A 26,011-nucleotide genomic window follows, 5' to 3' on the forward strand; every position below is an offset into this window, starting at 1 on the left:
CATGACCGATTATACAGCAATGAAAGACGGAATTTTCAAATCAGTTTGTTCGTTAGATTGCCCGGATCAGTGCGGTCTTTTAATACATAAAGAAAACGGGAAGATCGTGAAAGTTCAGGGAGATCCAGACCATCCTGTGACACAAGGAAACATATGCAACAAAGTGCGAAATGTCACAGCCCGCTTATATGATGAAAAACGACTGACGACTCCTTTAAAACGTGTTGGCCGAAAAGGAGACGGTCAGTTTGCGCCTATTACGTGGGAAGAAGCCATTGAAACCATTCGGCAAAAATGGACAAAGCTGATCGAAGAAAAAGGTGCAGAAAGTATTTTACCTTACAGCTTCTATGGAAACATGGGCAATCTTAATGCAGAGGGAATGGACCGCCGCTTTTTCTATCGTCTTGGTTCAAGTCAGTTGGATCGAACCATCTGTCAGTCAGCTGGAACGACTGGCTATAAATATACAATGGGCGCAAGCATTGGGACAGATCCAGAAGACACCATTCATACAAAACTATTTATCTTTTGGGGCATCAATGCTGTGTCGACCAATATGCACCAAATTACCTTGGCTCAAAAAGCTCGAAAGCAAGGGGCAAAGATTGTTGTCATTGATGTTCACAAAAATCAAACCGGCCGGATGGCAGATTGGTTCATCCCGCTTCGACCTGGTACTGACAGTGCGCTTGCCCTTGGCATCATGCATGTCCTTTTTGAAGAGGAGCGTACAGATGCTTCATTTTTAGAGACATACACGGTCGGCCACAAGGAGCTTCGCGAGCATGTGAAGCAGTATGATCCAGAAACTGTTGAGCATATCACGGGTGTCCCTAAAAACGATATCATCGCACTTGCAAGAATGTATGCAGAGACATCACCATCTCTAATTCGCATTGGCAATGGTTTGCAGCATCATGATAATGGCGGAATGAGTATTCGAACCATCGCCTGCCTCCCTGCCCTGACTGGTCAATGGCTGCACAAAGGCGGCGGTGCGATGAAATCGAACTCTTCTTTTCTCAGCTATAATGAAACAGCTCTTCAGCGGCCGGATCTATTAAAGGAACGCTCGCCTAGAACATTTAATATGAATCAGCTAGGCAGTGTGCTGACGAATGCAAAGCCTTCCGTAGATTCACTTTTCGTCTACTCTTGCAACCCAGCCGTCGTAACACCTGAAGCAAATAAAGTAAGAGAAGGTTTGCTGAGAGAGGACTTATTTACAGTTGTTCATGACTTGTTCCTTACAGAGACAGCCGCATATGCAGACATTATTCTGCCGGCGACATCTGCCTTTGAAAACGAGGATTTCTATACATCGTACTGGCATCATTATATTCAAATTCAAGAGCCGGTCATTGAACGCTATGGAGAAAGCAAATCCAACACTGAAGTATTTCGCCTTTTGGCTCATGCCATGGGCTTTGAAGATGACGCCTTCCGCGAGACAGATGCGGAACTCATGGAACAAGCCCTTCATCACCCGGAAAACCCGCATTATGAAGACATTTCATATGAAGCATTAAAAGAGAAAACGTGGATCAAAGCAAAACGAGGGGCTTTCCAGGACTTAAAGCTTCCTACCCCAAGCGGGAAAATTGAGCTTTACTCTGAACAAATGAAGCAAGACGGATATCCAGCACTTCCAACCTATGTACCCCTTTATCAGGAAAGTGATTATCCGCTTACCTTTATACCGGGGCCGAACCATAATTTTCTTAATTCCACCTTCTCACTTCATGAAAAGCACCAAAAGCTCGAGAAATTTCCGGAGCTTCATATGAATGAACAAGATGCAAAAGAGAGAAAGATTGAAGATGGTGACATGGTGCGTGTGCTGAATGATCGGGGAGAATGTGAGCTTGTCGTTTCAGTCGGTCACAATGTATTATCTGGCGTTGTGGTCAGTCAAGGATTATGGGCGGATCAAAAAGGCAAAAAGCATTTGGTCAATGGATTAACACCTGATCGTTTGGCAGATATGGGTGGCGGTGCCACGTTCTTTTCCGGCAGAGTCGAGGTTGAAAAATTATCATAGAAAGGGGAAAAGCCAGCAATGAGACTGCTGGCTTTTCATTATGATCTTTTTTATCGTCCAATAAACAGTTGATTGGTCATCACATTCGCACTTCCATTGCTTCGGTAGCCTTCTACAGTTAATGCTGTTTCATACATTTTTCCCATTGGCATCCCTAAGCTTTCCCATTTTTTAAAATGCTGACTGACGGATACAGTCCCGCTTGTACGTTTTGTTTGACGTACACTCCAATATTGCTTGAAGGTCGCAATCCCAATAATGGAAGGCTGATTGACACGGGTTGTTTCATAAATGTCATATGTGCCTCCATCTACAGTAAATGTTCCTTTATGTGTTCCTGTTGGACGATACGTGCCCCATGAATCAACAATGTAGTATTCAGCTAGTGGAGATTGTGTCCAGCCATAGACACATAAATACGAATTTCCGCCTGGGTTAAAGCTTGCGTTGTAATTGATGGAGATGTTGCCAAGCTGATGATGAGTTTTAGTGGAATCAAACTTCTTTCCTTTTCGGAACAAAGCATTTCCGATATTGTTCCATTGCGCGCTAAATGCCCCGCCATTATTAAGCGTCATCGATGTATTTCCATAATCCTTCCATAATTCATAATCGTAGCCACTATGGTTACCCATTTGATTATTGGTAATCGTCATTGCATGAGCTGGTACAGCAGTCAGTATAAGCGTCAGTCCAATGCACATCACAAACAATAGCCTCAATCTTTTGAAATTCATTCTTTATTCCTCCCTTTTTTCATCCTTATTGTTCTGTCATCCCTAAGATGAAACGAGCCCATCACCTCCTTTCATGTAAAGACTCTCTGCTAGATGGAACGATACTGCTTTAAACCGACCTGTATGTCTCTTGTTTTTGTATAAATGCTTTGATACAAACGAAATAGATGGGCATAGACATCAACACGCTGCTGATTTGGCTCATATACGGCCGCTTGATGAATAAACTGATCAGCGCATGCTTCAAGTGATGGATACCATCCGGAGCCAACCCCTGCAAGCATCGCTGCACCTAAAGCGGGCCCTTGTTCATTTTCTAACTGGATGACCTCCGCCTGAAAAATATCTGCCTGCATTTGAAGCCATGTTTGACTTCTCGCACCGCCGCCAATGGACACAATAGACTCTATTCTTTTTCCTGCCTGCCGGAATAAAGCAATTGATTCATTTAACGAGAAGGTGATCCCCTCTAGCACAGCTCTGACCATATGCGCCCTTTCATGCCTGCTGTCTAATCCAATCAAGCTTCCGCGAATGATTGAATCCGCATATGGCGTTCTTTCCCCAACTAAATAAGGGGTAAAGAGCAATCCATTCGCTCCTGGCGCTACATCAGCCACACCCTCTAGCAGCGCTTGGAACGATTTTTCTGGAGCCAGTAAGGATTTTGTCCATTCAAGGCTATATCCTGCTGAAAGAGTGACACCCATTGTATAAAAAGCGTCTTTTTGTGCATGATGAAACAAATGCAAGTTTCCTTGCAGCTCTCTTTCATGGTCCTCTTCGTAGGAGAGAATGACACCGGATGTGCCAATGCTGCATAACGTGTGACCGGATGACAAAATGCCAGCACCGATTGCCCCGCACGCATTATCTGCTCCCCCTGCAAAGACTTTCGCACCTTCTTTGATCCCAGTCTCCCGTGCAACTTGAGGCAAAAGTGTACCGACCTCCGCCTCTGATAAGACAAGCGGCGGGCAAACATGAGGAGGAATATCAAATGCCTGACAAATCTCCTTACTCCACGTCTGTTCTCCGATATCTAACAGTAAAGTGCCAGCCGCATCGGAATAATCAATATGAATAGCGCCGGTTAATCGAAATCTGACATAATCTTTTGGAAGTAAAAACATGTCTATTTGTTGATCAATATCTGGTTCATGCTCCTTTACCCATAATAATTTTGGCAGTGTGAATCCTTCTAACGCCTGGTTTTTAGTGATCTTTTGCAGCCGGTCCCCTAGCTTTTTTGTGATGCGTGTACATTGCTCTGTCGTTCTTGTATCATTCCACAAGATTGCGGGGCGGAGCACTTGGCGTGATTCATCTAATAAAACTAAACCATGCATCTGTCCAGAAAAGCTGATCCCTTCTACTCGCCTTGAATGAGCAGGCTGCCTCGCCATGAGTTCTCTCATTGCGGCAATCGTCTGCTCTACCCAATCCTCAGGATGCTGCTCACAATATCCTGGTTTATCTTGAATGAGGCGGTAAGGCTTAGAAGCTTCGCAGCACACCTTTCCGCTCTCATCTACTAATATCGCTTTGACTCCGCTCGTTCCAAGATCAATTCCCATCACATACTTCATGTTTTCACTCCTTCAAAACAGGTCCGCCTATTCAATTAATCTTCTAACAAGTATTGATTCAATCGTGCTTTCAGCTGTTCCTCTCTTCCCGATTCGTTTCTGATGAAAGGATGCGTCAAAGCATATTCTTCTAATGTATGAAAGTTTGCTTTCCCTTCTGAAATGTCGCGTCCAATTCCTTCAGAAAAGCTGCGGTACCGGTGCTTGATTACATCTTCAAACACACGATCTTCGATGAGTCTATGAGCCACCCGCAGCCCTTTTGCGAACGCATCCATTCCCGCAATATGGGCATACAAAATATCTTCAAGTTCAAAGGAGGCTCTTCTGACCTTTGCATCAAAATTGAGACCCCCAGTTCCAAGTCCACCATTTTGCAGAATTTCATACATGGCCAGTGTTGTGGCATATAAATCGGTTGGGAATTCATCAGTGTCCCAGCCTAGAAGCGAATTGCCTTGGTTCGCATCAACAGAGCCGAGCAGTCCATGAATTCTTGCTACACGTAATTCATGTTCAAATGTATGACCAGCTAGCGTTGCATGATTGGCCTCGATATTTAATTTAAAATGTGAATCTAATCCGTATTGCTTTAAAAAGGCGATAGATGTCGCTGCATCTGAGTCATATTGATGGGTTGTCGGCTCCTTTGGCTTTGGCTCAATTAAAAATTGACCGGTGTACCCAATTTCTTTTGCATAATCAACAGCCATGTGCAAAAAGGTCGCCATGTGGTCAAGCTCTCTTTTCATATCTGTATTCAGCAGTGTGTCGTAACCTTCTCGTCCTCCCCAGAAAACGTAATTTTCTGCACCGAGTTCTTTTGCGGTTTCAATTCCTTTCTTGACTTGCGCAGCCGCATAGGCAAATACATCTGCATGACAAGATGTAGCAGCGCCATGTACAAACCGGGGATGCTTGAACATGTTGGCAGTGTTCCACAGCAGCTTCACCCCGCTTTGCTGCATGTAATCTTTCATCCTTTCTAAAATGATGTCTAACTGTTGGTTCGTCTCTTGAAGCGTGTCTCCCTCTGGTGCAATATCACGGTCATGGAATGAAAAATACGGAACCTCCAATAGGTCAAAAAGCTGAAAAGCCACTTCTAATCTAGCTTTCGCCAAATCCATTCCGCTATAGGAGTCCCAGGCTCTCTGCATGGTGCCCGTTCCAAACATGTCTGTTCCATCAGCAGTCAATGTGTGCCAATAAGCGACTGAGAAACGCAGGTGGTCTTTCATTGTTTTTCCACCAATCATTTCGTTCGGATCATAATATTTAAAAGCAAGTGGGTTTTTTGATTGTTTTCCTTCATATTGAATTTTGCCAACCGCCTCTAAACTGCGTAAGGATTTCATATTTGATTTGACCATTCTTGATTCCTCCTATGATACACTTTGTAAGTTCACCCAACAAACTAATTATGAATTTGTCATCAAATCTCTTTGAATTTTCCATATTTTTTAGTTTTTTAGAAATATTTTCGTTATAATAAAGTTAAAATCATACTTCTCATGAAATACATTCGTAAAAAAGCACCTTTTTTCAACTTAATCTAAAGACGAAACAAATGGAGTGGATAACGTGAATATCGCTGATCAGAACTTTGTGAAAAAAATAAATCAAAAGCTATTGCTAAAAGAAATCCTCCATCATGCGCCAATCTCTAGAGCGAAATTATCTGAACGCACTGGTTTAAATAAATCGACTGTTTCATCTCAAGTGAGTACGTTAATGAAAGAACATCTCGTCTATGAAATCGGCCAAGGTGAATCTAGCGGCGGGAGAAGACCTGTTTTACTCATGTTTAATAAACGCGCAGGATACTCAATTGGCATTGATGTCGGTGTTGATTATGTAAACGGCATTTTAACAGACCTTGAAGGGTCTATTATCCATGAAGAGCAGCTCAAGCTCCCATCAAGCTCTCCTGATGTAACCATACGCATATTAATTGAATTGATTCATCAGTTGATCGCACAAATCCCCTCTTCCCCATACGGACTTATTGGCATTGGCCTTTGTATACCTGGGTTAGTGGATGCAGATGAACAAATCGTGTTTACACCTCATTCAAAATGGAAAAATGTTGACCTGAAAACAACGCTCCAAGATACCTTCCAAGTACCCGTCTTCATTGAAAATGAAGCAAATGCCGGTGCATATGGCGAAAAAATCTTTGGTGCCGCTAAACACTATGACCACCTGATTTATGCAAGTATCGGCACTGGAATTGGAATCGGTATCATTCTCAATCATCATTTATATAGAGGCGCATACGGTTTTTCTGGTGAAATGGGACATATGACGATCGACTTTAATGGACCAACATGCAGCTGTGGAAACCGTGGATGCTGGGAGCTGTATGCATCTGAGAAAGCATTGTTTCAGTCACTTCAAACAAATGGCCAGCACGTATCCTATCAAGACATTGAACAGCTGGCAAAGTTAAATGATATGAAAACACTCAATGCCTTGCGCAACTTTGGCTTTTATCTTGGCTTGGGTCTCACAAACGTCCTGCACACCTTTAACCCGCAAGCCGTTATTTTACGAAATAAGGTCATTGAATCACAGCCAACGGTTCTGAGTGTCATTCAAGATGAGGTATCCTCTAGAATGAATGCACAATTCAGTTCACGTGTTGAGCTGCTCCCTTCATCATTAGGGCACAACGCACCGGCGTTAGGGATGACATCTCTTGTCACTGAAGCTTTCCTGCATGATGCTACCCTTTCCCAATGAACCGCTAACTGATAAAAAGAGACAGCTTTTAGAGCGTTGTCTTTTTTTTATTCACCTGTTTCCTCATAGCGAAAATAATTGAAATCAGCTGGCAGACGCTCGCCGCTTGTATCTTGGCACTGCATGCCGACAAATGCCCCTGTAAAAAATCCCCCTCCGCGAATGAAATCATCGGATAAATGACTTGATTCAAACGGCACATCAATCTCCTCCCACTCTTGCTGGTCAAAAGAATAAGAATATTTGTACGTCTCTTTCTGAACGGTCACTTTTAAATACACATACGTGACCTCGTCTGGAATGACGATTTTATTTGTCAACGGCTGAGAAAAGGTCAGATTTTCGCAGACGGATAATTCAAGGATACGGCCAAGCTCCTCGTCATATGTTACCTGAAGCGCTGTCCAGTTTTCCGTATTATAATAATTCACAAGACCAGCGGCTTGCTGAAAATTTTTTGGAAAGAATGAAACAGCTGTCTCAGCTTCAAAATAAAAGCTTTGCCAGCGCCTTGCAACAAACGCTTGGGTAAATTTAGACGTAAGAGACTCCTGACCGTATAGCCTTAAATGATGAGGGTTCTCCGTCAATGAACCTATCTGATCAGTAAAAGGGATTCTTAATGTTTGGAAATGTCTATTTAACGCCGATTCTTTAAATTCATCGACTGTATGGTGCGTTGGAGAGAAGACTTTTTCACTTATTGCTGGCGCTTCAACTTCCATTGCTCCTTCTTTTCCGCCTACCACATAAGGCCAGCCATCTTTCCATTCGAGCTTTTGAATCGCTGTCTCTCTTCCTAAAGGACACCAACCTCTTTGTTGAAAAATAGATTCCTTATTTGATTGAATCGGACGGCCCGTGAGATGAGCCAAGTACCATTCATTTGTATGCGTATGAACAATTGAGGCATGCCCGCATTTTTGAAGCGGATGGCTAGGCTCATGGAAAGCACTTAAGATCGGGTTATCAGGATGAACCTCATAAGGCCCTTCAATATGCGAGGACCGGGCAATCGTGGCCGCATGCTCGTACCGAGTGCCCCCTTCTGCCGTTAATAAATAATAGTAATCACCAAAGTGATAAAGATGCGGGGCTTCTGTCAGTTTAATAGACGTGCCTTTAAAAATGATCTTCCTCTGACCGATCAGTTTCTTTTCAGGCACACTGTATTCCTGCAAGGCAATACCTGCAAAGGAATGGTGCTTTTCTCTATGATCCCACAGCATATTTAATACGTATTTCTTCCCGTTTTGATCATGGAATAAAGATGGATCAAATCCAGAGCTATTGAGCCGAATCGGTTCGCTCCACTCGCCATCGACTTCGCTTGCCGTGACCAAATAATTATGACCATCCTTAAACGGGCCATCCACTACTTTAATATCTGAATAGATGAGCCAAAACTGGCCATCGGCATAGCTTAAGCACGGTGCCCATACCCCTCCTGAATCGGGATTTCCTTTCATGTCTAGTTGAGATGTTTTTTGCAAAGGGCGCGCGGCGAGCCGCCAATGGACAAGATCCTTCGAATGATAAATTTGAACCCCTGGAAACCATTCAAATGTAGAGACTGCAATGTAATAATCGTCTCCTACACGGCAAATACTCGGGTCCGGGTTAAACCCTTTTAGCACTGGGTTGGTAATCTTCATTGATCTCCCTCCTCTTTCAATGATTTACATTTTAAAATCGTCAATATGATCGACATACACCTGATCCCTATTCTCTAGCTCCCTCACGACTTTTTGATGTTTTTCTTCATCCAGGTTATAAAAATTAATATCAATCATCGCTAAAATCAGTAAGCATACAGGAATAACCGTTGTAGTGATTAAAATGCCAAGTAATGCTTCTGGTGTTTGCATTTGGTTCGCTACATAGCCAAACCGATCGAGTACAAGACCTGGAACGATCCCGCCTAATGCCATGCCAAATTTAAAGAAGAATCCAATCACTGCGTAGATGAGCCCGCCCATCCTTTTCCCTGTTTTATATTCGCCATATTCAACCGTTTCAGGAATGAGCGCCCACATATAAGCACCTGCTGTAATACTCCCAGCAGCAGCGACGAGTCTGAAAATAAGAATCAGAACAATTTGACTCGGCGGTATCACAAGTAGAGCAAGAAGACCTACGATATTCAGCAATAATGAATAATTCAGCAGTTTTTTCTTTCCTAGCAGCTTGTGTAGCCGCGGAATAAACGGCAGCACCATTAAAGCTGGCAGGCTGCCAATGAGTCCGTACCACTTCACTAAATCTTCTCTGCCAAGGTTATATGTCACATAATAAATCCCTACTGAGTTGCTGATCGAGTTCACGCCAAAAATAATGATAAAGAAAATACTTAACACAACAAGCGGACGATTCACTCGTAACTGGACAAAGATATCGCTGAATTTAATCTTTTCCTCAGGCTTTTGAAGCGTGACGCGTTCATTTGTGCTTTTAAAACAGAAAATAAGTAATGCGCCGCCAAGAACGCCGAGAAATGCCATCGTCATCTGCCAGCCAAGTGCTGTATTTCCAGTTGTATCGCCTAATAAAGTCGCAAGAAAAGGAACAAAAAAAGCAACAACCAAACCGCCGAGATTTGCAAAAACCATACGAACAGACGTAATGCTGACAACCTCTTGGTTATTTCTTGTCATTGCGGATGTTAAAGCCCCATAAGGAACGTTGATGAACGTGTATGTAAGCGATAAACCGACATACGTGATGTAGGCATAAATAAGTTTGCCCATAGCGGAAAAGTCAGGTGTCGTAAAGCAAAGGATTGCGAGTACCACAAAGGGAAACGCACCGAATAACAAGTAAGGTCTGAACCGGCCAAAACGGCTGTTCGTTCGATCAACCATTGCCCCAATAAAAGGATCTGCAAGCGCATCGATGGCGCGAACAACCAAAAACATCGTCCCTGCTGCTGCCGCTGATAAACCATATACATCTGTATAAAAAAATAATAGATACGTAGAGACAGTTGCATAAATTAAATTACATGCGAAATCTCCTGAAGCATATCCCACTTTTTCAGACATACGAATCTTCTTTAAATTCTCACTAACCATGAGCTTTCTCCCTTCTTTACTTAGCCTCTTCTAAAGAACAGATGGTGCAGGGCAGCAGCAATCAATGCATAAAATATAAAGCGCTTTCAATTCGTTGCAAAAATGAAGCTGAATCTCTCAATCATTCAGCTTAGCCCACATACACAGTCAATCATTTGAATGATGGAATCATCTCCTTTAGTGAACGGATAAACTGGTGATCTTTATCTTAGTTTATTGATTAAACAAACTAAGTTGAATTCATTTTATAAAATCTGATCTGACTTTTCAATATTTTTTGAAAAAATAATCCAAATAATCGATATCTTGTCATTATTTCTTTCATATGAGGTTCAATATCCTCTAAAATGACGACAAATGAAGAGAGAAAATATTTAATGGTTGCATTCAAGCTCATCCCATGCTATATTAATCAAGCGATGAGCTGAATTGTGTAAGTCGGGTAACATGTCTCTATGAGACACACACGAATGTGGCGTGTGGTTATTCCGCCTCAATACGCAAAAGACATCTTCTATTGAAGATGTCTTTTTTCTTATCCTATTTTCGTCCCATTTTCAACCGGCTCATCTGTGGCAAGCAAGACAACGTCTTCTTTCGACGGCATGCCTCCTAAGACAAGCACTTCTGATTTGAATCCTGCAATTCTTCTTGGCGGGAAATTGACGACTGCCACGATTTGTTTGCCGATCAGATTCTCAGCGGTATAACGTTTTGTCAGCTGTGCACTAGATTGCTTTAGACCAATTTCGGCACCAAAATCAATCTTTAGTTTCAGTGCAGGTACTCTGGCTTCTGCAAAAAATTCTGCTTCTATTATTGTCCCAACACGCATATCTAACGCTAAAAACTGTTCAATATCTGCCATATGAATCTCTCCTCTTCCTTTAAAGGTACAAGCACTCAATTCCTCATCTGCTAGATGACCGCTAGTCTCTCGTTGATTTCCTCATTGTAGCACATCCAATTTTTAAAAAAACGGGTTCAAAAGCCGATTCAGCACCAACATCACTCACTAGTTTACATAATAAATTTATTGCAGTCTATTAAATGTTTGCATCTTGAAAATGAATTCTGTAAAATGGCAAATAATCCTACTGCTTCCTCTCGAATATTTCAGGGAGGGTTAACACTTGTTTACATTGTCAGATATGTGGACGTTTTGCTGGTCGTTTTTCGTCATTCTTCCTATCGTTGCCATCCTGCATCAGCTAGGCCATGTTGTGGTCGCATGGATGTTTGGGGCAAAGGTTTCTTTTGCGCTTGGCAGAGGCAAACAAGTGCTGAAAATAGGTGTAGTTGAAATTAGACGAATCTATTTTCTAGATGCATTTTGCCATTATGAAGAAATGAGGAAAAATAACCGTTTGTCGCACATTCTTGTCTACTTAGGCGGATCATTATGCAACCTGCTCAGTGTTCTCATACTGAATACAATGATCGCCAATGATTTCCTGCCAGAACATCAATTTTTCTATCAATTTGCTTACTTCTCAGTCTACTATGTATTTTTTGCGCTGCTGCCAGTACAATATGCAGATCATCATCCGAGTGACGGGCAAGCGATTGTGAACATCATTCGGCACGGTGAACCATGTGACATCATTGACTAAAATAGATGACTTTTGCTGTCAATATGATACTGAATCGTTAAAAAAGGAATACCGAACAGCTTCATTTGATGAACCGCTGTGAGACTTTCTTCTGCCTCCGGTTTCATATGAAAGCTCTCTTCCATTGGCAGTTTCATGGTGATAAAAGGCGTATTCAAATACAATCCTTCGTCACCGCTACTGCCTTTTGGACATTTGCTTTTTAATAGAAAGTCTTCCTGCTCATTAAAGGGTTTTAAAATGGCGGTAAGCTGTGAATACGGAAGCGGCAGAGCAATATTCATATAACCCGCATCTGCATTGTGATGATGAGCATAAAGCGCAAAAAAGACTTGCTCACCTTTCTCGTTGTGACGAATCCACGCACGCACATTCTCTCTTTCTTCCTTAGGGTGTTGAAATCTGCAAAGGCTTCCCGGCATTTCATACGGAATACGAGATGACCCCAAATATAGCTGACCTATTTTTTTAAAAACTGGTTGAAATATATAGACAAAAGGCCTCACCCACCAATGAAAATTGACCGCTGCTTTTAACGTAAATTGCATGGGGTCCTCATAAAACCTGCGAATAACAGGTGACACCCTTTCAGCTGAAAACGTCTTTCCATTTAATTCTTCAAGCGAATCTACTAAACCGATCTTCTCGCTATCATGTATTCTTTCATTTTGAAAAGACAGCAACTGAAAACGACCATGAACCCTCGAAATCGGAAAATCCTTCTTGTTCAATCGATCGGCCGGCTTTTCGATCAGCCATCCAATCAGACCCGGTAAAATAACAAAACATGCGTTGATACTGCCATGAAACCAAAGCATTTGATCAATGCTTATGTAGGTCACACGCATGAGCATGCCAGCAGAATATAGAAGAGATAACACAATGGTCCCCATTAACATGCTGCTAGAAAACACAATCAGCCCTTTTGCCACAGCTGAAACGAAACCTTGTTTTCATACAAAGGATTCCATACACGTAGAGTGCGATCACATAAACGATGACGCTAAACGTATCAAATAGACGGGAGAAGCTAATCCCAACAGCAATCATCACGGGTGACAGCAAAATGACCCAGCCACTTGCTTTGTATAAAAGCGTCTCTGATTTGCGCTGCCTCCCTAATAATCCATAAAAAAGCGGGATAAAAAAAGCGGAGTAATGAAAATGAATAGCAGTCAAAAGAACAATAAGCGGCGAAAATGTCATCACTTGTATATTTCCCGTGTACAGCCAAAACCAAAGCCCACCTAAAGCGATATACATAAACGCACCATCTATCATGAGCTCATGGAGCGGAAAGAGTCCTCTTTTCAGCAAACGAGTCAAACCAAATAAAGCTAGAACCACTGTATAGACAAGCCATCCCGATGCAAACCAAGCGGAATGATACATGAATGCACCAGTTGCACAGAGAGCAGCAAATGGAAAGGCTTTCATTAAAAAGCCGATAAGCAACCCCTTCTTCCGCTTTTTCCCTTCCTGATCGAAAAAGTGTAATACAACGGGAAGAAAAAACAAAATTGCAAGGAGAACAAAGAATTCTGCAATCGGACCTGTCAACAAACGGGTGGCGAGAAAACAAGACATGAAGATGATGCTAGACGTCAAATGCCATTTATTCATCATGAGACACCCTTTCAGTAAACCGGCCTTTATAAGTAAAAAGAGTTCCAAAAAGGCGATTCTTCACATGCACATCAATTGTATACTTACCTGCATGCTCGTCGTAGCCTTCCGTGACATCCGACACACCATATAGCCATGAAGGCAGCGGCAATTCCCGCCCTAACATCAGACATTTTTGCTTACCGGATTGAATGTGCAGGCACCCATTTTCCGTTACTGTAAAATGAAGCTCTGACATAAGAAGTCTAGGTTTTCCAAAGTAGTCTAGTACTTTATGACTCTCCTGATCAATGATCATATCTGCATCAAAATGTCTTTCCCTCTCAGGGAAATAGAACGTACGAAACCAGTGCATTCCTTCCTCTCCCTTCTTTGTCATAAAGGGTTCGTTCACAATTCGAAAGGGAATGTTTTTCCCTCTCTCAGGGAAAAAACAGCGAAACAATGGACCTATTCTGAAGAAAAATCGTATGAGCCTCGTCCCGCCGCCTATTTCCTCCATGATCCCTTCGGCAGTAAACGCGCGGTTGTACCGCTCTTTCAATTTCGGATGCAGCTTATCGTAATCCTTTACTTGATGACGATGAACGACCATGTCTACCTCCCCTTTTTCGTTTGATCGAAAACACATCTACACAATCTTTTAAATTAATCATTCCTGCAATGGATAAAATGAAAAATGCACTCACCACAAGCGGCTCATGAAGGCTCGCCTCAGGGGATAGGATTCCTATACAAAGCATCATAAGCAGAAAAATGCTTTGCAGAATAAAGAGATATTTCTTTGATAGCTTAGGAATCAAAAATGATACGCCTAAAAGGGCATAAAACAAGCGAAACCCGGTGCTATGATCAAAAGCAGAATGTGAAAAAGGAATGATCGCTTGGCATAGCCAGACGATGGCAAACAGCAAACAAATCCCGTAATGAGCAAGTGTTCTCTCTAGCAGCAAACGGGGATGTGTTCCCTTTTCAAGCCACGTCTTTAATGCGCCAAAACTAAAGGCGGTCATAAAGCCCATCATCGGCCGAAAAAAGAATCGGTCTGCCCATTTCCACCCTTTTCCTTCTTTCGTTTCATAATCAAATTGAGTTTGAAACACAATGTGATCGTTCGTTTTCATGTACTTCCAATAGCCGCTGCCTTCTTTAATGAAAGATAAAGGATGTGACGATTTGAATTTGAGCGAGGACGCTCTTTCATCGCGCTCATCCATCATTCTTGTTCGATACGCTCCTGTCCCTGTCACACTTATACCGAATCCAAGATGTTTTTCATACAAGAAGGATTGAGGCTGTTCATCTCTAGGTTCATTTAATGAAATGGTTGAAAATCGCAAATCCCATTGTTCATGAAGCTTTGGATTTTGCGTATATTCCCATACTTTCTCTATAGGTGCATGAATGGTTGTTTCCACATAAACAGGCTTTCTTTTCATCTGCCTCTACTCCTCTATGTGAATTATTTCACATAATAAGCATACCATGTTTCACAGAACTGTCAAATCTTTATTGGTTTTCTGTCAAAAAAATTTATATTCACGAAGCACTATAGCCCTTTTCATGATATCGGTTCGATACTTAAAAAAGACCTGTCAATGAGACAGATCTTCTTTTTGCTGTACGCCTGAGATATAAAGCCGGACCGCATAACTCACACTATCTTCAAGCTGTTCTTTTCGTTGAAATCCCTTTTTATTTGAAATATCTCCAAAGCCATGCAGTAAGCTTCTGAGTCCTCTTACTACATGCGTCATTTCCTCTCATCGTATAAAGAAATATCTTTTCGATCGGTTTGTCTTTTTGTGCGCAAATTCAATGATCGAGCTTGCTGCCATTTTTAAAGCAGCATCAATGTGAGCTAATATCATTAGTTTCAGCAACTATTTTTTTATCAACCGCAATATAAATATCAATTTGCGCTTCTTTTGGATCAATTGATCTTTCGTCGTACCATTCAAAATCGCCTGTATATGTGCGGAAATAACGCTGATCCCAATTCCAAATCTGCTGCCATGTTTCAAGCACAACTTCTTCAATCGGTCCCTTTCTCGTTCGAAATCTTGCATAGGTGGACGCGGGAATCTCTTTTGCATGTTCCACATGATGATCCACAAATTGTCCCGCTGTAAATAAATATGAGCCATTTTCATCTGTTTCATAATCTGAATATAGCCCGATGACAGGCGCTTTTCCGCCATGAAGCTGCTGCGCGAAAAATTGCTGCCAAAGAGGTGCAATTTTCCGGTCTTCCGTCCGTTCCATTTCATTCGTTGTTCGGATAGACAACCCTTTGATCAAATATTTCTCTAATGTCACGATATCGTACATACATTCTCATCTCCTTTTTTACCATCTTATAAAAAGAAACCTGACAACACTGTGTCAAGTTCCTTTAGGTAAAAGAAATTGTTTCAACTGGAGATCAAATGCTTCCTGGACATGCTGCGGTGAGATAATGTCGACATCTGGTCCTAAATGGAATAGGAAGCTATATAACCAATCATCTTGAGGCAGGCTGATTGCTGCAAGATAGGTTCCGTCTGAACATACGATTAATTCGCTCTCATCCACCCACTCCTTCACTCTGCCAACTGATGCTTCTGTTACTCTTAGCATAAGTGTGCTTACTGAAGATGCTTCGTGCCAAGAGTCATTCCAGGGCTTCTCTTCGTTTTTGATCCTTTTCGGTTGGAAAAACCCTGAAATCGTGATGAGGTCTGTCATTCTTGTGAGCTTGAACAGACGAAAGGCTTTTTTCACACAACAAAACGCATACAAATACCAATGCCTTCCTTTTAAGACGAGCGTGTAAGGCTCCACTTTCCGAGGAAGTGTTTCTCCTTTCGCATTGCGATAGGTGAACTGAATATATTGGTGCTCTGAGGCAGCTGTATGAATGAGCTGGAGCTTCTTCTCTAAGTGGCTGTCTTTTCCCCAGGAGCTTAAATCAATGAAGATATGGTGCTGTTTTTCGCTTTCATCTGTTTGAGACGGAATCAAGGATTTGATTTTTTTCAGTACATGCTCACTTTCTTTAAAGGAGTATGCACTCGTCATGCTTTCAAGGGCTGTTAAAATGAGCTCGATGTCATCATCGGTGAATAATTTTTTCTCTAAACGATAGTCGTCAACAAGTGAAATGCCTCCGCCTGCTCCTTGCGTTGTCACAACAGGAATCCCGGCTTGATTGATAGTATCAATATCACGATAAATGGTCCTCACGCTCACTTCATGAAGTTCTGCAAGCTCTTTCGCTTGTACTTGCTTTTTGCTAATGAGCAGCATCACAATAGACAAAATGCGATCAATTTTCATGACTTTTCCTCTTTTTCATAAATGTAGGTTTTGATTTGATAAAAAAAGAAAGAATGGTAAAGATAAGTAACAGCCAGCATTCGTTTACATCCCTGCACGTGCAGGAGGAGGTTGCATCATGACACATAACGTGTGGCAGTTGTTCATTGTCGGGTTCGTCATATTGATCTGCATGATCATTCGAATGAATCGAATGAGACGCTATCAGCTCGTACGCCCGGTAAGTCTTTTGATAAGAATGTATGTATTTGGTTTCACTGCCCTTATTCTTATGACAGAAGGATGGCAAAATCACAGTATTTTCATCTATGCCGCCATTGGTATGATCTTCGGTAGCAGTCTGGCCGTTCACGCCTATCAGACGATTCGCATGAAAGAAGAAAATGGCCGTCTTTATGTCAAAACAAGTAAATGGATTGAAAGCTTCATTTTATGCTTGTTTTTATCGAGATTTGCCTTTAAATTAGTCGAGCTGACAAAACATTCACTGACGAAGATCGATGTCATTGAATTGTATCAGCGTATTGTGAGCGATGATGCCTTGACCATGCTCAGCTTTTTTCTACTAGCTGCTTACTATATTGTTTTTTCTTATCACATGATGAAAGCAAATAAAAGATCGAGTCATGTGCATCATGCATAAAAACCTTCCTATAAGAAAGTAGGAAGGTTTTTTATCAATCATGCTGTGCATGGTGAATCATTTGTTCAAGCACTTCCATCACATGCTGATCTTCAGGACTGTAGAAAATCGAGGTCCCTGCTCGTCTAGATTTCACAAGACGAAGGTTTTTTAAAAAGCGCAGCTGATGAGAAACGGTTGATTGCATAAGATTCAGTGTTTCCGCTATATCATTTACCGAGTGTTCACCTTGAGACAGCAGGTGCAGGATACGAATACGTGTCGGATCAGATAAGGCTTTAAATGTTTGTGAGACAAGAAATAGACTTTCTTCGTCCAGCTCCATCCGCTCCTGCTCTTGATTTGTATTCAGTTCTTCCTTCATTTCGCTTCACCTTTCTTGTCAGTCAAATCACGACTTATTCTATGTATCATCATATACCAAAACGTGCGGCGTGCAAAGCTTACACACCTTTAGAAAAAAGATTTATCCAAATAGCATTGACACTTGGTAGCATTCTTTTTAAAATGAGCATTATTTATTCATTTTTTTAGAGGAGCTGATAGGCAAATTGACTGAAGAGCCAAGACTAAAACGCAGCCTGACTGTCTTTCCACTTGTTGTGATCGGGCTTGCTTATATGGATCCACTTGTCGTATTTGATTCATACGGCATTGTTGCTCAACTGACGAAAGGACACGTCGCTGCAGCTTATATATTTACTTTACTAGCATTACTATTGACAGCGCTTAGCTATGGGAATATGGTGAAAGCTTTTCCAAAAGCAGGATCTGCATATACATATGCGCAAAAAAGTATTCATCCTCACGTCGGCTTCCTTGTGGGCTGGACGCTTTTGCTTGATTATTTATTTTTGCCTATGGTGAATTTCGCTATCGGAAGTGCTTATTTAACCGCAGCCTTTCCTGATGTACCTCATTACATTTGGATCATCATACTTGCTATCGCCATAACGACTGTCAATGTAATCGGTATTCGGCTTACAGCCAACATTACGGCACTATTTGTTACCTTTCAGGTCATTGTCGCCGTCACCTTTGTTGGGTTTATTATTTATGGACTCACGCAAAACGCAGGCAGTGGGGAATTATTGTCAGCCCGGCCTTTTTATTCAGCTAGCTTAGACCCGGCTCTTATTTTTTCAGGGGCGACCATTTTATGTTTTTCTTTTCTAGGATTTGATGCGATTTCGACCATGTCTGAGGAAACCATTAAGCCAAAAAAGACGATTCCTCTTGCGATTTTCTTAACGGTCGCCATTGGAGGCGTGCTGTTTACCCTTACCTCATATTTTTTGCAGCAGGTCTTTCCAAATTTCCAGCAGTTCAAGCATCCAGATGCGGCCTCACTTGAAATTGCGGAATTTGTGGGTGGCGCATTTCTGCACTCGTTCTTTTTAGCTGGCACGATGGTCGCTGTCATCTCTTCCTCATTATCGTCACACGCGAGTGCAGCAAGGCTGTTATATGCAATGGGAAGAGATCAATCGTTACCGAAGCGTTTCTTCGGTTATATTCATCCAACATTGAAAACCCCTGTTTTTAATATTTTATTAATCGGTGTTTTCTCTTTAACCGCAGTTATTGGCGAGCTTGAAGTCATTTATTCATTTATCAGCTTCGGCGCATTGATTGGCTTCACTTTTGTGAACTTGTCTGTGTTTGCGTACTATTTCGTCAGACATAAACAAAGAGGTGTACTGAACACATTGAGATATGCAATGATCCCTCTTTGCGGTACGGCCTTTTGTATTTGGCTGTTAACAAGCATCAGTACAAATGCATTAATCATTGGAATGGTCTGGCTCATTACCGGTTTCCTTTATTTCTGCTACAGGCTGAAAACAAGACCTGAATTTACGTTTGGGTATGATTGATCATAAGGTTTTCACTTGGTATCCGGTGCAGGATGTGGCATAATAAAAAGGCTGTACTTCCCTTTTAAAAGCGGGGCAAAACAGGGGTGAACTGACCTTGAAAAAGAAAAAAACAGGATGTTTTGCCATTTCAGGCTGTTTCACGATTTTTCTGTTTGTTTTCGTATTAGCAGCCATTGTCATTTCCTTTAATCAAAAGGAGTTAAAAAAGCTGCCGATTGATACGGAATCAATTGTTTTGTCGAGATTGGATGATTACAAACCGCTTGTAGAAACAGAGTTAAGAGATCAAGATTTAGATCAATATACCGCGTTAATCCTCGGTATGATGTATCAAGAATCAAAAGGCAGAGGCGGAGATCCAATGCAATCCTCTGAATCTCTTGGTTTGAAAAGAAATGAAATCAATGACCCTCAGAAAAGCATTAGACAAGGAGTCCATCATTTTTCGACCATGTACAAGCATGGGAAGAAAAAAGGCGTTGATTTGGAAACCATTATTCAAAGCTATAACATGGGAATCGGCTATATTGATTTTGTTGCAAAAAACGGGGGAAAACATTCTGAGAAATTGGCAAAGCAATACTCCAAAAAGCAAGTGAAACGAAACCCCGAAGTTTATACGTGCGGGGGCAACAAAGATAATTTCCGCTATCCTTATTGCTATGGTGATTTCACTTATGCTGAAAAAGTAAAAGAAAAAACGAAAACAGTTGAAGAAAAGATGAAATTGGCTTCATCATCCACACCATCATCGTAAAAAAAGCACTTCCTACATGGAAGTGCTTTTCAATTTATTGATGCTCTTTTCCGATTTCCGGCAGAATCGTTTTCGCTAAATGCTGATCCATTTCCTCATATTCATCATAATGAATCGTTTCATACAGCTCTTTTCTCGTTTGCATGTCCTTCAGTATTCCTTGCTGCGTTCCCTTTTCCATGATCTCTGTAAATAAGCGCTCATACGCCTTTGCAGCGACTCTGAGTGATGATACAGGATAAATAACCATTTGAAAGCCAAACATGGAAAATTCGTCTGCATGATAATAAGGTGTCTTGCCAAACTCCGTCATGTTTGCAAGGAGCGGTCCTTTGATATGGTTTGAAGCATGCGTGAAGTCTTCTGCAGTGATGAGCGCCTCAGGAAAAATGGCATCAGCACCTGCTTCTACATAGAGATTGGCCCGGCGGATGACATCCTCCATCCCGTTAACGGACTTTGCATCGGTTCTAGCAATGACCAAAAGCGATGGTGCCGCTTGTTTGATGGCTTTGATTTTTGCGATCATCTCTTCTACTGGAACAAGTGACTTCCCGTTTAAATGCCCGCATTTTTTCGGCATTTGCTGATCTTCGATTTGAACAGCCGCCACCTTGCTCTCAACCATTTCTTTTGCTGCCCTTGCTGCATTTAATACACCGCCATAGCCTGTGTCCAGATCCACCAAAAGAGGCAATTGAGAAGCTCGAATGATTTCCTTCGCTTTTTCCGCCATTTCTGTTGAATGGATCATGCCGAGGTCAGGCAGTCCTTTGCTCGCGCAAAAAGCTGCACCTGATAAATAGAGCCCTTGAAAGCCCGTTTTTTTCGCATAAAGCGCAGACATTCCATCGTGTACGCCTGGAATTTGAAATAAAGCTGATTTGTTCATTTTCTCTTTAAAGGCTGCGGCTAAATCAGCTTGACTCGTTTCATCATTCACGATCCACACGCTAGTTCCCCCTTATATCACGAATAAGTCCATAAATGCTGGTACTGTCGTTGTTTTTAATTGATTTGGATTTTGGCAAAGAGACTCAATTTGATCGACTTGTTTTTGAGGAAATCTTGTCTTCAAATGATACGCCCATTTCTTTTCAAGCAGCGGAATGCCTTCCTGTCTTCTTCTGCGATGACCTAGCGGATATTCAATTTCGATTCGGTCTGTCATCGTTCCGTCTTTAAAGAAAATTTGAACACAGTTTGCAATCGATCTCTTTTTCGGATCTAAATAGTCAGCTGTATAACGTTTATCTTCCTTCACAACCATTTGATCCCGTAAACGATCAATGACCGGATTTTGCGCAGTTTCTTCTTCATAATGATCAGCTGTCAGTTCACCATAGATCAGCCCAATGGCGGTAATATATTGCAAGCAGTGATCGCGGTCTGCTGGATTGTATAGCGGGCCTTTCTTGTCAATAATTCGAATCGCTGACTCATGTGTCGTAATTTCCACCCGGTCAATCTCATCTAATCGATCTTTCACAGCGTCGTGCAGCATCACAGCAGCCTCTGCAGCAGTCTGCGCATGAAATTCAGCAGGATAAGCAATTTTGAAAAGCACATTTTCTATGACGTATGAGCCAAGCGGCTGAGCGAGTGTGAGTGGTTTTCCTTTCATGAGAACATCTTCAAATCCCCACTTCTCTGCACTGAGCGGCATTTGATAGCCCATTTCCCCTTTCAGTGTCATCATCGCCAGTCTCACCCCGCGGCTTGTTGCATCTCCTGCTGCCCACGATTTCCTTGATCCTGTGTTCGGGGCGTGGCGGTACGTTCTAAGCGGAGAGTTGTCAACAAAGGCTTGTGATAAAACATGCTGCACTTCCTCCTTCGTTCCGCCAAGCATCGCACAAACGACGGCACTTGTTGCCACCTTGACAAATAAAACATGATCCAAGCCATTTCGATTCAGGCAATTTTCTAAAGCAAGCACACCTTGTATTTCATGTGCCTTTACAATCGCATGCAGTACGTCATTCATCGTGAGCGGTTCTTCTCCGTTTGCAAGCCGCGTTCTGCTGATATAATCACTTACAGCTAATATCCCGCCTAGGTTATCAGACGGATGGCCCCACTCCTGTGCAAGCCACGTGTCATTATAATCTAACCAGCGAATCATACATCCTATATCAAAAGCCGCTTGGACTGGATCTAACACAAACGAAGTGCCAGGCACCCTTGCTCCGTTAGGCACAACTGTTCCAGGTACAATCGGCCCGAGGTGCTTCGTGCATTCAGGAAAATGGAGCGCCAGCATTCCGCAACCGAGCGTGTCCATGAGCACATACCGTGCTGTTTCAATTGCCTCTTTGCTCGTAATTTCTCCGTCCACTGCATAGGCTGCGATTTCTTCTAATAGCTGATCTGTTTGATTGGCGACTGCTGTTTTATTCATGTTCATTCCTCCGTTTTTCCATCATCATTTGAGACTTTTAATCCTCTTGGCCCTAAATACCGGACCCTCGGTCTAAAAATACGATTATGCAAATGCTGTTCAATGACATGGGCAGCTAATCCGCTTGCTCTTGCCGCAAAGAAAATCGGTGTGTAAAGGGAAATAGGAATTCCAAGCACGTAATAAATAGGTGCTGCGTAATAATCAAGGTTCGGATAGAGGTTTTTCTTCTCTTTCATGTATGCCTCACCTGCTACACACATGTCATATAGCGTCGTATCTCCCTTTGACTCCGTAAGCGTTTTCAGCGATCGTTTTAAAAGAGCGGCTCTCGGGTCCATTTTTCTCATGTATACCCTGTGGCCAAAGCCCATCATTTTTTCTTTTGCGGCTAATTTTCGTTCAATGAGCGCAAGGAAACCTTCTGTTGTTTTCCCTTCGAGTAACATGTGCATGACTGCTTCATTCGCTCCTCCGTGTAGGTCACCTTTTAATGAGGAGATCGCTCCAGTAAAAGCGCCATACATGTCAGAATGAGTAGATGCAATGACTCTGGCAGCAAATGTTGAATTTGGCAGCTCATGTTCGCTATAAAGCGTGAGCGTTTGGTCAAAAGCGGTGATTTCGTCTTCTGTTGGAGTCCGGCCAGTTAACATGGCTAAAAAGGTTTCAGTATAGGATTTGGTCTGATCTGGAGAAATAGTGGCGTCTTTTGTGAGAATGTGATAACTTCCAGCAACAATGGCTGGCAGCTGGCCTAGTAATCGAACTGCACGCGCTTGTTGGCACGCTTCTGATCGATCATGTAATGCTTCATCGTACCCTGCAAGAGCAGATAAGCAAGTTCTCATGGCATCCATGGGGTGAGTGGTTTTTGGCAGCTTTGTCAAAATGGTTTGAATGGTTGGATGTAAGTTTGTTTGTGAGGAAATGTCTTGCTGAAATTGGTGATGTTCCATAGCATCTGGTAATCTTCCATAAATGAGCAGATAGGCTGTTTCTAAGTATGTCTTGTTTTGTGCCAACTCGATGAGGTCATAACCGCGAATGACAATTTCTTCTTGCTTCACATCTAAGTATGAAATGGACGTTTCGCTTGCCACAATGTCTTCAAGCCCCGGTTTATACTGCAATTGTTCAGTCATCATATAACCCCCGTTTCGTTCAATTGTTGTTCTCCAAACGAGCAAACGGCCAGAAATGATGTGATTCTATCGATGGGAAGATACCGTGCAAGCCGGATACCCAATTCCCATTTTATCCAAAGCGCTTCATCTTGTAAATAAAAGAACGTATGTCCAGTTGGACATACGTTAGCTGTAGTAAGGTGAAATCATGATATACACAATGACGCCAGTTAGACTGACATAGAGCCAAAGCGGCATTGTCCATCGGGCAATTTTACGGTGACGCTCGACTTGCATCTGTGCGCCTCTAAATAGTGTAATCAGTGCAAGCGGTACAATGACGGCAGATAACACGATATGTGTGATTAAAATAAAGAAGTAGATCGGGCGAATAATCCCTTCTCCCCCAAAGTGTGTATCAGCTGCCATTGAATGATACGTCACATACGAAATTAAGAAGACAAGTGTTGTTGAAAAAGCGGCAAAGATAAATCGTCTATGCGCTTTAATGTTCTTTTGTTTAATCATGATAAGCGCTGAAAGTAAAAAGATAAACGTAAAGCTATTCATCACGGCATTGAGTAGCGGCAGAAATGTAATATCCAGATGACTAAATTTATCTGTTTTTGGCATTAAAAATAATAAAGCAATTAATCCGTTTATGGCAATTGTTAAGAAAACAACAATGCCAGTGAAATTTTTTGGTTTTTGATTCTGTTCTTTCATGTTTGAAAACCTCTCTTTATTAGTTCCGACTAAGAGTATGTTATTTAACTTTCTCTATAAAGTCAATGAATTCGCTATCTTCGTCGAATTTTAGACAAACTTGCCGATCGCCCGCATTCTAGCAGCTTGAAAGATTCATCCAATTCCTTTAGAATGGGAATTTATGCGGTTTTTATGATCTCTTATAGGAAAGGAGCAATGGACTTGTCAATCTTACAGGAAACAACCAAAGATGTGAAGACGTTAGAGAAAGAATTACAGCAATTGCAGTTCCAAATGTATCGAATGCAAGAAAATATGAAAGATATTTCGAAAAAAGCAAAGATCATTGGAATTGATCAAGCCAAAGAAGATGAGTGGATGATCGTCTCTGCCATTGAAAGTGCTGATACTTGTAAAATCATGTTAAGCGATTGTGAAAAAGCTTTTCGCGGACAATCTGATTTTTCCTTAATAGCAGAATATCCTGAAGAAGGAAAGATTCATATTGCCGATATTAAAGGCCCTCCAGACAATGGTTACGGCTCAATATGTATGAAGCATTTAAAAGAAATCGCAAGAGAACAGAACATTCCAGTGATTACTGGTGATCTCGTTAAAAGAGACTGGAATCATGTGGACCGCTTAATTCATTTTTATGAAAAACACCATTTTGAAGTCCAAATCAATTGGAAAGAACAAAGCGGAGGAATTTATTGGGTGGACAGCTAACGACAAAAACCAGCGTATATCTCATCATAAACGCTGGTTTTTGTCGAAAATGCAAATTTTTCAGAAAAATATGTGTGTTTTGACCAAAAAAAGGGTATAATAAAAGCATCAGGCCGCCACCTGATGCTTTTTTCCAAAAACAATAGACTACTAGTTAAGTACTTTTATTTTGACTGATTTTACGCCCCAATTTTTTGCTTGGGATTTGCTTGGTACATGTACATCGATTTTGTTACCTTTAATTGCGCCGCCAGTATCTGCTGCGATGGCTTCACCGTAGCCTTCAACATAAACCTTACTTCCTAATGGAATGACATTAGGGTCTACTGCAATGACTTTTGCATTCGGGTTTTTGTTTAAGTTTACCCCTGTTGCAGTGATACCTGAAATGCCACCATCATTTGCTGTATAAGCCGTAGCTGTTACAGTCATTGCTTTTTGAACACTTTGACTAGCAGAAGATGATTCTGCTTTAGCTGTTTCCTTTTTAGGAGCAGCTTTTTTCGTTGTTTGCTCTTTTTGGACAGGTGCCTGTTTTTGAACAGGTTCTGAGCTTACCGGAGCTGAGCTTTGACCAGCAACACTTAGTGTTGAACCAATCATAATTATATCTGAGTTTAAGTTATTCCAAGACTTAATATCGCTAATTGACACATTGAATTTTTGAGCGATTTTCCAGAGGCTGTCCCCCTTCTGGACTTTGTACTGCTCCTGAGTTTTCTCTTTTGAAGAGATTGTCAATTTATCTCCTACATAGATCATGTCTGTAGATAAATTGTTCCAACCCTTTAGGTTCTTTAGAGACACATCATTTTTTTGAGAGATTCCCCAAAGTGTATCACCTTTCTTCACAGTGATTTCCTTTGCAGAAGCTTGCTGCGCTCCAAATGCTGTTGTTGAGATTGCTGCAACAGCAACCAAGGACATAATAGTCTTCTTCATAAAGTAAATCCTCCCTTGTTAGCTTTTTATGGCGGCTAACGAGTGCTATCGTAACATATGTAAATGTCATTTCAATAACAA

The 26,011-nt window shown here is 41.8% G+C and carries 24 protein-coding genes and 1 pseudogene; 7 read left to right on the top strand and 18 right to left on the bottom strand.

Annotated elements, in window-relative coordinates; all coding sequences use genetic code 11:
* The first annotated feature begins 1 nt into the window (after nucleotide 1).
* The gene (locus NPA43_RS09270; RefSeq protein WP_256498682.1) at nucleotides 2–2,044 is read left to right on the top strand and encodes a molybdopterin oxidoreductase family protein; all 2,043 of its coding nucleotides are present in this window, start codon (nucleotides 2–4) and stop codon (nucleotides 2,042–2,044) included.
* Nucleotides 2,045–2,094: 50 nt separating this feature from the next.
* On the opposite strand, the gene NPA43_RS09275 is transcribed toward NPA43_RS09270, so the two are convergent.
* The 3 genes from NPA43_RS09275 to xylA form a co-directional block, all read right to left on the bottom strand.
* Nucleotides 2,095–2,781: a glycoside hydrolase family 11 protein gene (locus NPA43_RS09275; RefSeq protein WP_230030264.1), complete on the bottom strand. Its 687-nt coding sequence runs from the start codon at nucleotides 2,779–2,781 to the stop codon at nucleotides 2,095–2,097.
* An 89-nt stretch (nucleotides 2,782–2,870) separates the two neighbouring features.
* Nucleotides 2,871–4,370, bottom strand: a complete 1,500-nt coding sequence (xylB, locus tag NPA43_RS09280; RefSeq protein ID WP_256498683.1) for a xylulokinase — start codon at nucleotides 4,368–4,370, stop codon at nucleotides 2,871–2,873.
* Nucleotides 4,371–4,405: 35 nt separating this feature from the next.
* Entirely contained in the window at nucleotides 4,406–5,743 is a 1,338-nt protein-coding gene (gene xylA / locus NPA43_RS09285) for a xylose isomerase (protein WP_249705523.1), read from the bottom strand.
* A gap of 211 nt (nucleotides 5,744–5,954) precedes the next feature.
* Between xylA and xylR the strand changes: the two genes are divergently transcribed.
* On the top strand, nucleotides 5,955–7,115 hold the full coding sequence (gene xylR / locus NPA43_RS09290; protein WP_249705522.1) for a transcriptional repressor XylR: 1,161 nt from the start codon (nucleotides 5,955–5,957) through the stop codon (nucleotides 7,113–7,115).
* A gap of 47 nt (nucleotides 7,116–7,162) precedes the next feature.
* On the opposite strand, the gene NPA43_RS09295 is transcribed toward xylR, so the two are convergent.
* The 3 genes from NPA43_RS09295 to csaA all read right to left on the bottom strand — a co-directional run bounded on the left by NPA43_RS09295 (nucleotide 7,163) and on the right by csaA (nucleotide 11,054).
* Entirely contained in the window at nucleotides 7,163–8,770 is a 1,608-nt protein-coding gene (locus tag NPA43_RS09295) for a glycoside hydrolase family 43 protein (RefSeq protein ID WP_249705521.1), read from the bottom strand.
* 24 nt (nucleotides 8,771–8,794) lie between these two features.
* A complete protein-coding gene (locus NPA43_RS09300; protein ID WP_249705520.1) occupies nucleotides 8,795–10,186 on the bottom strand; it encodes an MFS transporter in 1,392 nt (463 codons plus the stop codon).
* Between the two features lie 535 nt (nucleotides 10,187–10,721).
* Nucleotides 10,722–11,054, bottom strand: a complete 333-nt coding sequence (gene csaA, locus NPA43_RS09305) for a chaperone CsaA (RefSeq protein WP_099727872.1) — start codon at nucleotides 11,052–11,054, stop codon at nucleotides 10,722–10,724.
* Nucleotides 11,055–11,319: 265 nt separating this feature from the next.
* Between csaA and NPA43_RS09310 the strand changes: the two genes are divergently transcribed.
* Nucleotides 11,320–11,799, top strand: coding sequence for a site-2 protease family protein (locus tag NPA43_RS09310; protein ID WP_230030269.1), 480 nt, complete (start codon nucleotides 11,320–11,322; stop codon nucleotides 11,797–11,799).
* Here NPA43_RS09310 and NPA43_RS09315 read toward each other — a convergent pair.
* The 6 genes and pseudogenes from NPA43_RS09315 to NPA43_RS09340 form a co-directional block, all read right to left on the bottom strand.
* A pseudogene (locus NPA43_RS09315) lies at nucleotides 11,796–13,422 on the bottom strand (YndJ family protein). The gene NPA43_RS09310 and the pseudogene NPA43_RS09315 overlap by 4 nt on opposite strands.
* Nucleotides 13,415–14,020, bottom strand: a complete 606-nt coding sequence (locus NPA43_RS09320) for a DUF4166 domain-containing protein (RefSeq protein ID WP_256498684.1) — start codon at nucleotides 14,018–14,020, stop codon at nucleotides 13,415–13,417. The pseudogene NPA43_RS09315 and the gene NPA43_RS09320 overlap by 8 nt, the downstream one beginning before the upstream one ends.
* The gene (locus NPA43_RS09325; RefSeq protein ID WP_256498685.1) at nucleotides 13,983–14,864 is read right to left on the bottom strand and encodes a hypothetical protein; all 882 of its coding nucleotides are present in this window, start codon (nucleotides 14,862–14,864) and stop codon (nucleotides 13,983–13,985) included. Before NPA43_RS09325 ends, NPA43_RS09320 begins: the two co-directional genes overlap by 38 nt.
* 156 nt (nucleotides 14,865–15,020) lie before the next feature.
* On the bottom strand, nucleotides 15,021–15,182 hold the full coding sequence (locus NPA43_RS09330; RefSeq protein WP_230030274.1) for a hypothetical protein: 162 nt from the start codon (nucleotides 15,180–15,182) through the stop codon (nucleotides 15,021–15,023).
* Between the two features lie 94 nt (nucleotides 15,183–15,276).
* Nucleotides 15,277–15,756: a GyrI-like domain-containing protein gene (locus tag NPA43_RS09335; protein ID WP_099727876.1), complete on the bottom strand. Its 480-nt coding sequence runs from the start codon at nucleotides 15,754–15,756 to the stop codon at nucleotides 15,277–15,279.
* 54 nt (nucleotides 15,757–15,810) lie between these two features.
* Nucleotides 15,811–16,743, bottom strand: a complete 933-nt coding sequence (locus NPA43_RS09340) for a helix-turn-helix transcriptional regulator (RefSeq protein WP_099727877.1) — start codon at nucleotides 16,741–16,743, stop codon at nucleotides 15,811–15,813.
* A 118-nt stretch (nucleotides 16,744–16,861) separates the two neighbouring features.
* Between NPA43_RS09340 and NPA43_RS09345 the strand changes: the two genes are divergently transcribed.
* Entirely contained in the window at nucleotides 16,862–17,386 is a 525-nt protein-coding gene (locus NPA43_RS09345) for a CcdC protein domain-containing protein (RefSeq protein ID WP_099727878.1), read from the top strand.
* A gap of 34 nt (nucleotides 17,387–17,420) precedes the next feature.
* Here NPA43_RS09345 and czrA read toward each other — a convergent pair whose 3' ends face one another.
* Nucleotides 17,421–17,750, bottom strand: coding sequence for a Zn(II)-responsive metalloregulatory transcriptional repressor CzrA (gene czrA, locus NPA43_RS09350; protein ID WP_007500691.1), 330 nt, complete (start codon nucleotides 17,748–17,750; stop codon nucleotides 17,421–17,423).
* Nucleotides 17,751–17,937: 187 nt separating this feature from the next.
* Between czrA and NPA43_RS09355 the strand changes: the two genes are divergently transcribed.
* Both NPA43_RS09355 and NPA43_RS09360 read left to right on the top strand, forming a co-directional pair.
* Nucleotides 17,938–19,263, top strand: a complete 1,326-nt coding sequence (locus NPA43_RS09355; protein ID WP_230030275.1) for an APC family permease — start codon at nucleotides 17,938–17,940, stop codon at nucleotides 19,261–19,263.
* A 97-nt stretch (nucleotides 19,264–19,360) separates the two neighbouring features.
* The gene (locus NPA43_RS09360; RefSeq protein ID WP_034319273.1) at nucleotides 19,361–20,023 is read left to right on the top strand and encodes a lysozyme family protein; all 663 of its coding nucleotides are present in this window, start codon (nucleotides 19,361–19,363) and stop codon (nucleotides 20,021–20,023) included.
* 34 nt (nucleotides 20,024–20,057) lie between these two features.
* Here NPA43_RS09360 and prpB read toward each other — a convergent pair whose 3' ends face one another.
* The 4 genes from prpB to NPA43_RS09380 all read right to left on the bottom strand — a co-directional run bounded on the left by prpB (nucleotide 20,058) and on the right by NPA43_RS09380 (nucleotide 24,277).
* Nucleotides 20,058–20,975 carry a methylisocitrate lyase gene (gene prpB, locus NPA43_RS09365; RefSeq protein WP_099727880.1) on the bottom strand — a complete coding sequence of 306 codons (918 nt, stop codon included), beginning with the start codon at nucleotides 20,973–20,975 and terminating at the stop codon, nucleotides 20,058–20,060.
* Between the two features lie 12 nt (nucleotides 20,976–20,987).
* Nucleotides 20,988–22,424, bottom strand: a complete 1,437-nt coding sequence (locus tag NPA43_RS09370; protein WP_099727881.1) for a bifunctional 2-methylcitrate dehydratase/aconitate hydratase — start codon at nucleotides 22,422–22,424, stop codon at nucleotides 20,988–20,990.
* 2 nt (nucleotides 22,425–22,426) lie between these two features.
* Nucleotides 22,427–23,569 carry a citrate synthase gene (gene mmgD / locus NPA43_RS09375; protein WP_099727882.1) on the bottom strand — a complete coding sequence of 381 codons (1,143 nt, stop codon included), beginning with the start codon at nucleotides 23,567–23,569 and terminating at the stop codon, nucleotides 22,427–22,429.
* 168 nt (nucleotides 23,570–23,737) lie between these two features.
* Nucleotides 23,738–24,277: a DUF420 domain-containing protein gene (locus NPA43_RS09380; RefSeq protein WP_099727883.1), complete on the bottom strand. Its 540-nt coding sequence runs from the start codon at nucleotides 24,275–24,277 to the stop codon at nucleotides 23,738–23,740.
* Between the two features lie 204 nt (nucleotides 24,278–24,481).
* On the opposite strand from NPA43_RS09380, the gene NPA43_RS09385 reads away from it, so the two are divergent.
* Nucleotides 24,482–24,988: a GNAT family protein gene (locus tag NPA43_RS09385; protein WP_099727884.1), complete on the top strand. Its 507-nt coding sequence runs from the start codon at nucleotides 24,482–24,484 to the stop codon at nucleotides 24,986–24,988.
* A 150-nt stretch (nucleotides 24,989–25,138) separates the two neighbouring features.
* Here NPA43_RS09385 and NPA43_RS09390 read toward each other — a convergent pair whose 3' ends face one another.
* Nucleotides 25,139–25,930 (bottom strand): LysM peptidoglycan-binding and 3D domain-containing protein, encoded by a 792-nt coding sequence (locus tag NPA43_RS09390; protein WP_099727885.1) that lies wholly within the window; start codon nucleotides 25,928–25,930, stop codon nucleotides 25,139–25,141.
* Nucleotides 25,931–26,011 lie beyond the last annotated feature (81 nt).

Source organism: Bacillus pumilus (genome assembly GCF_024498355.1).
Taxonomy (GTDB): domain Bacteria; phylum Bacillota; class Bacilli; order Bacillales; family Bacillaceae; genus Bacillus; species Bacillus pumilus_P.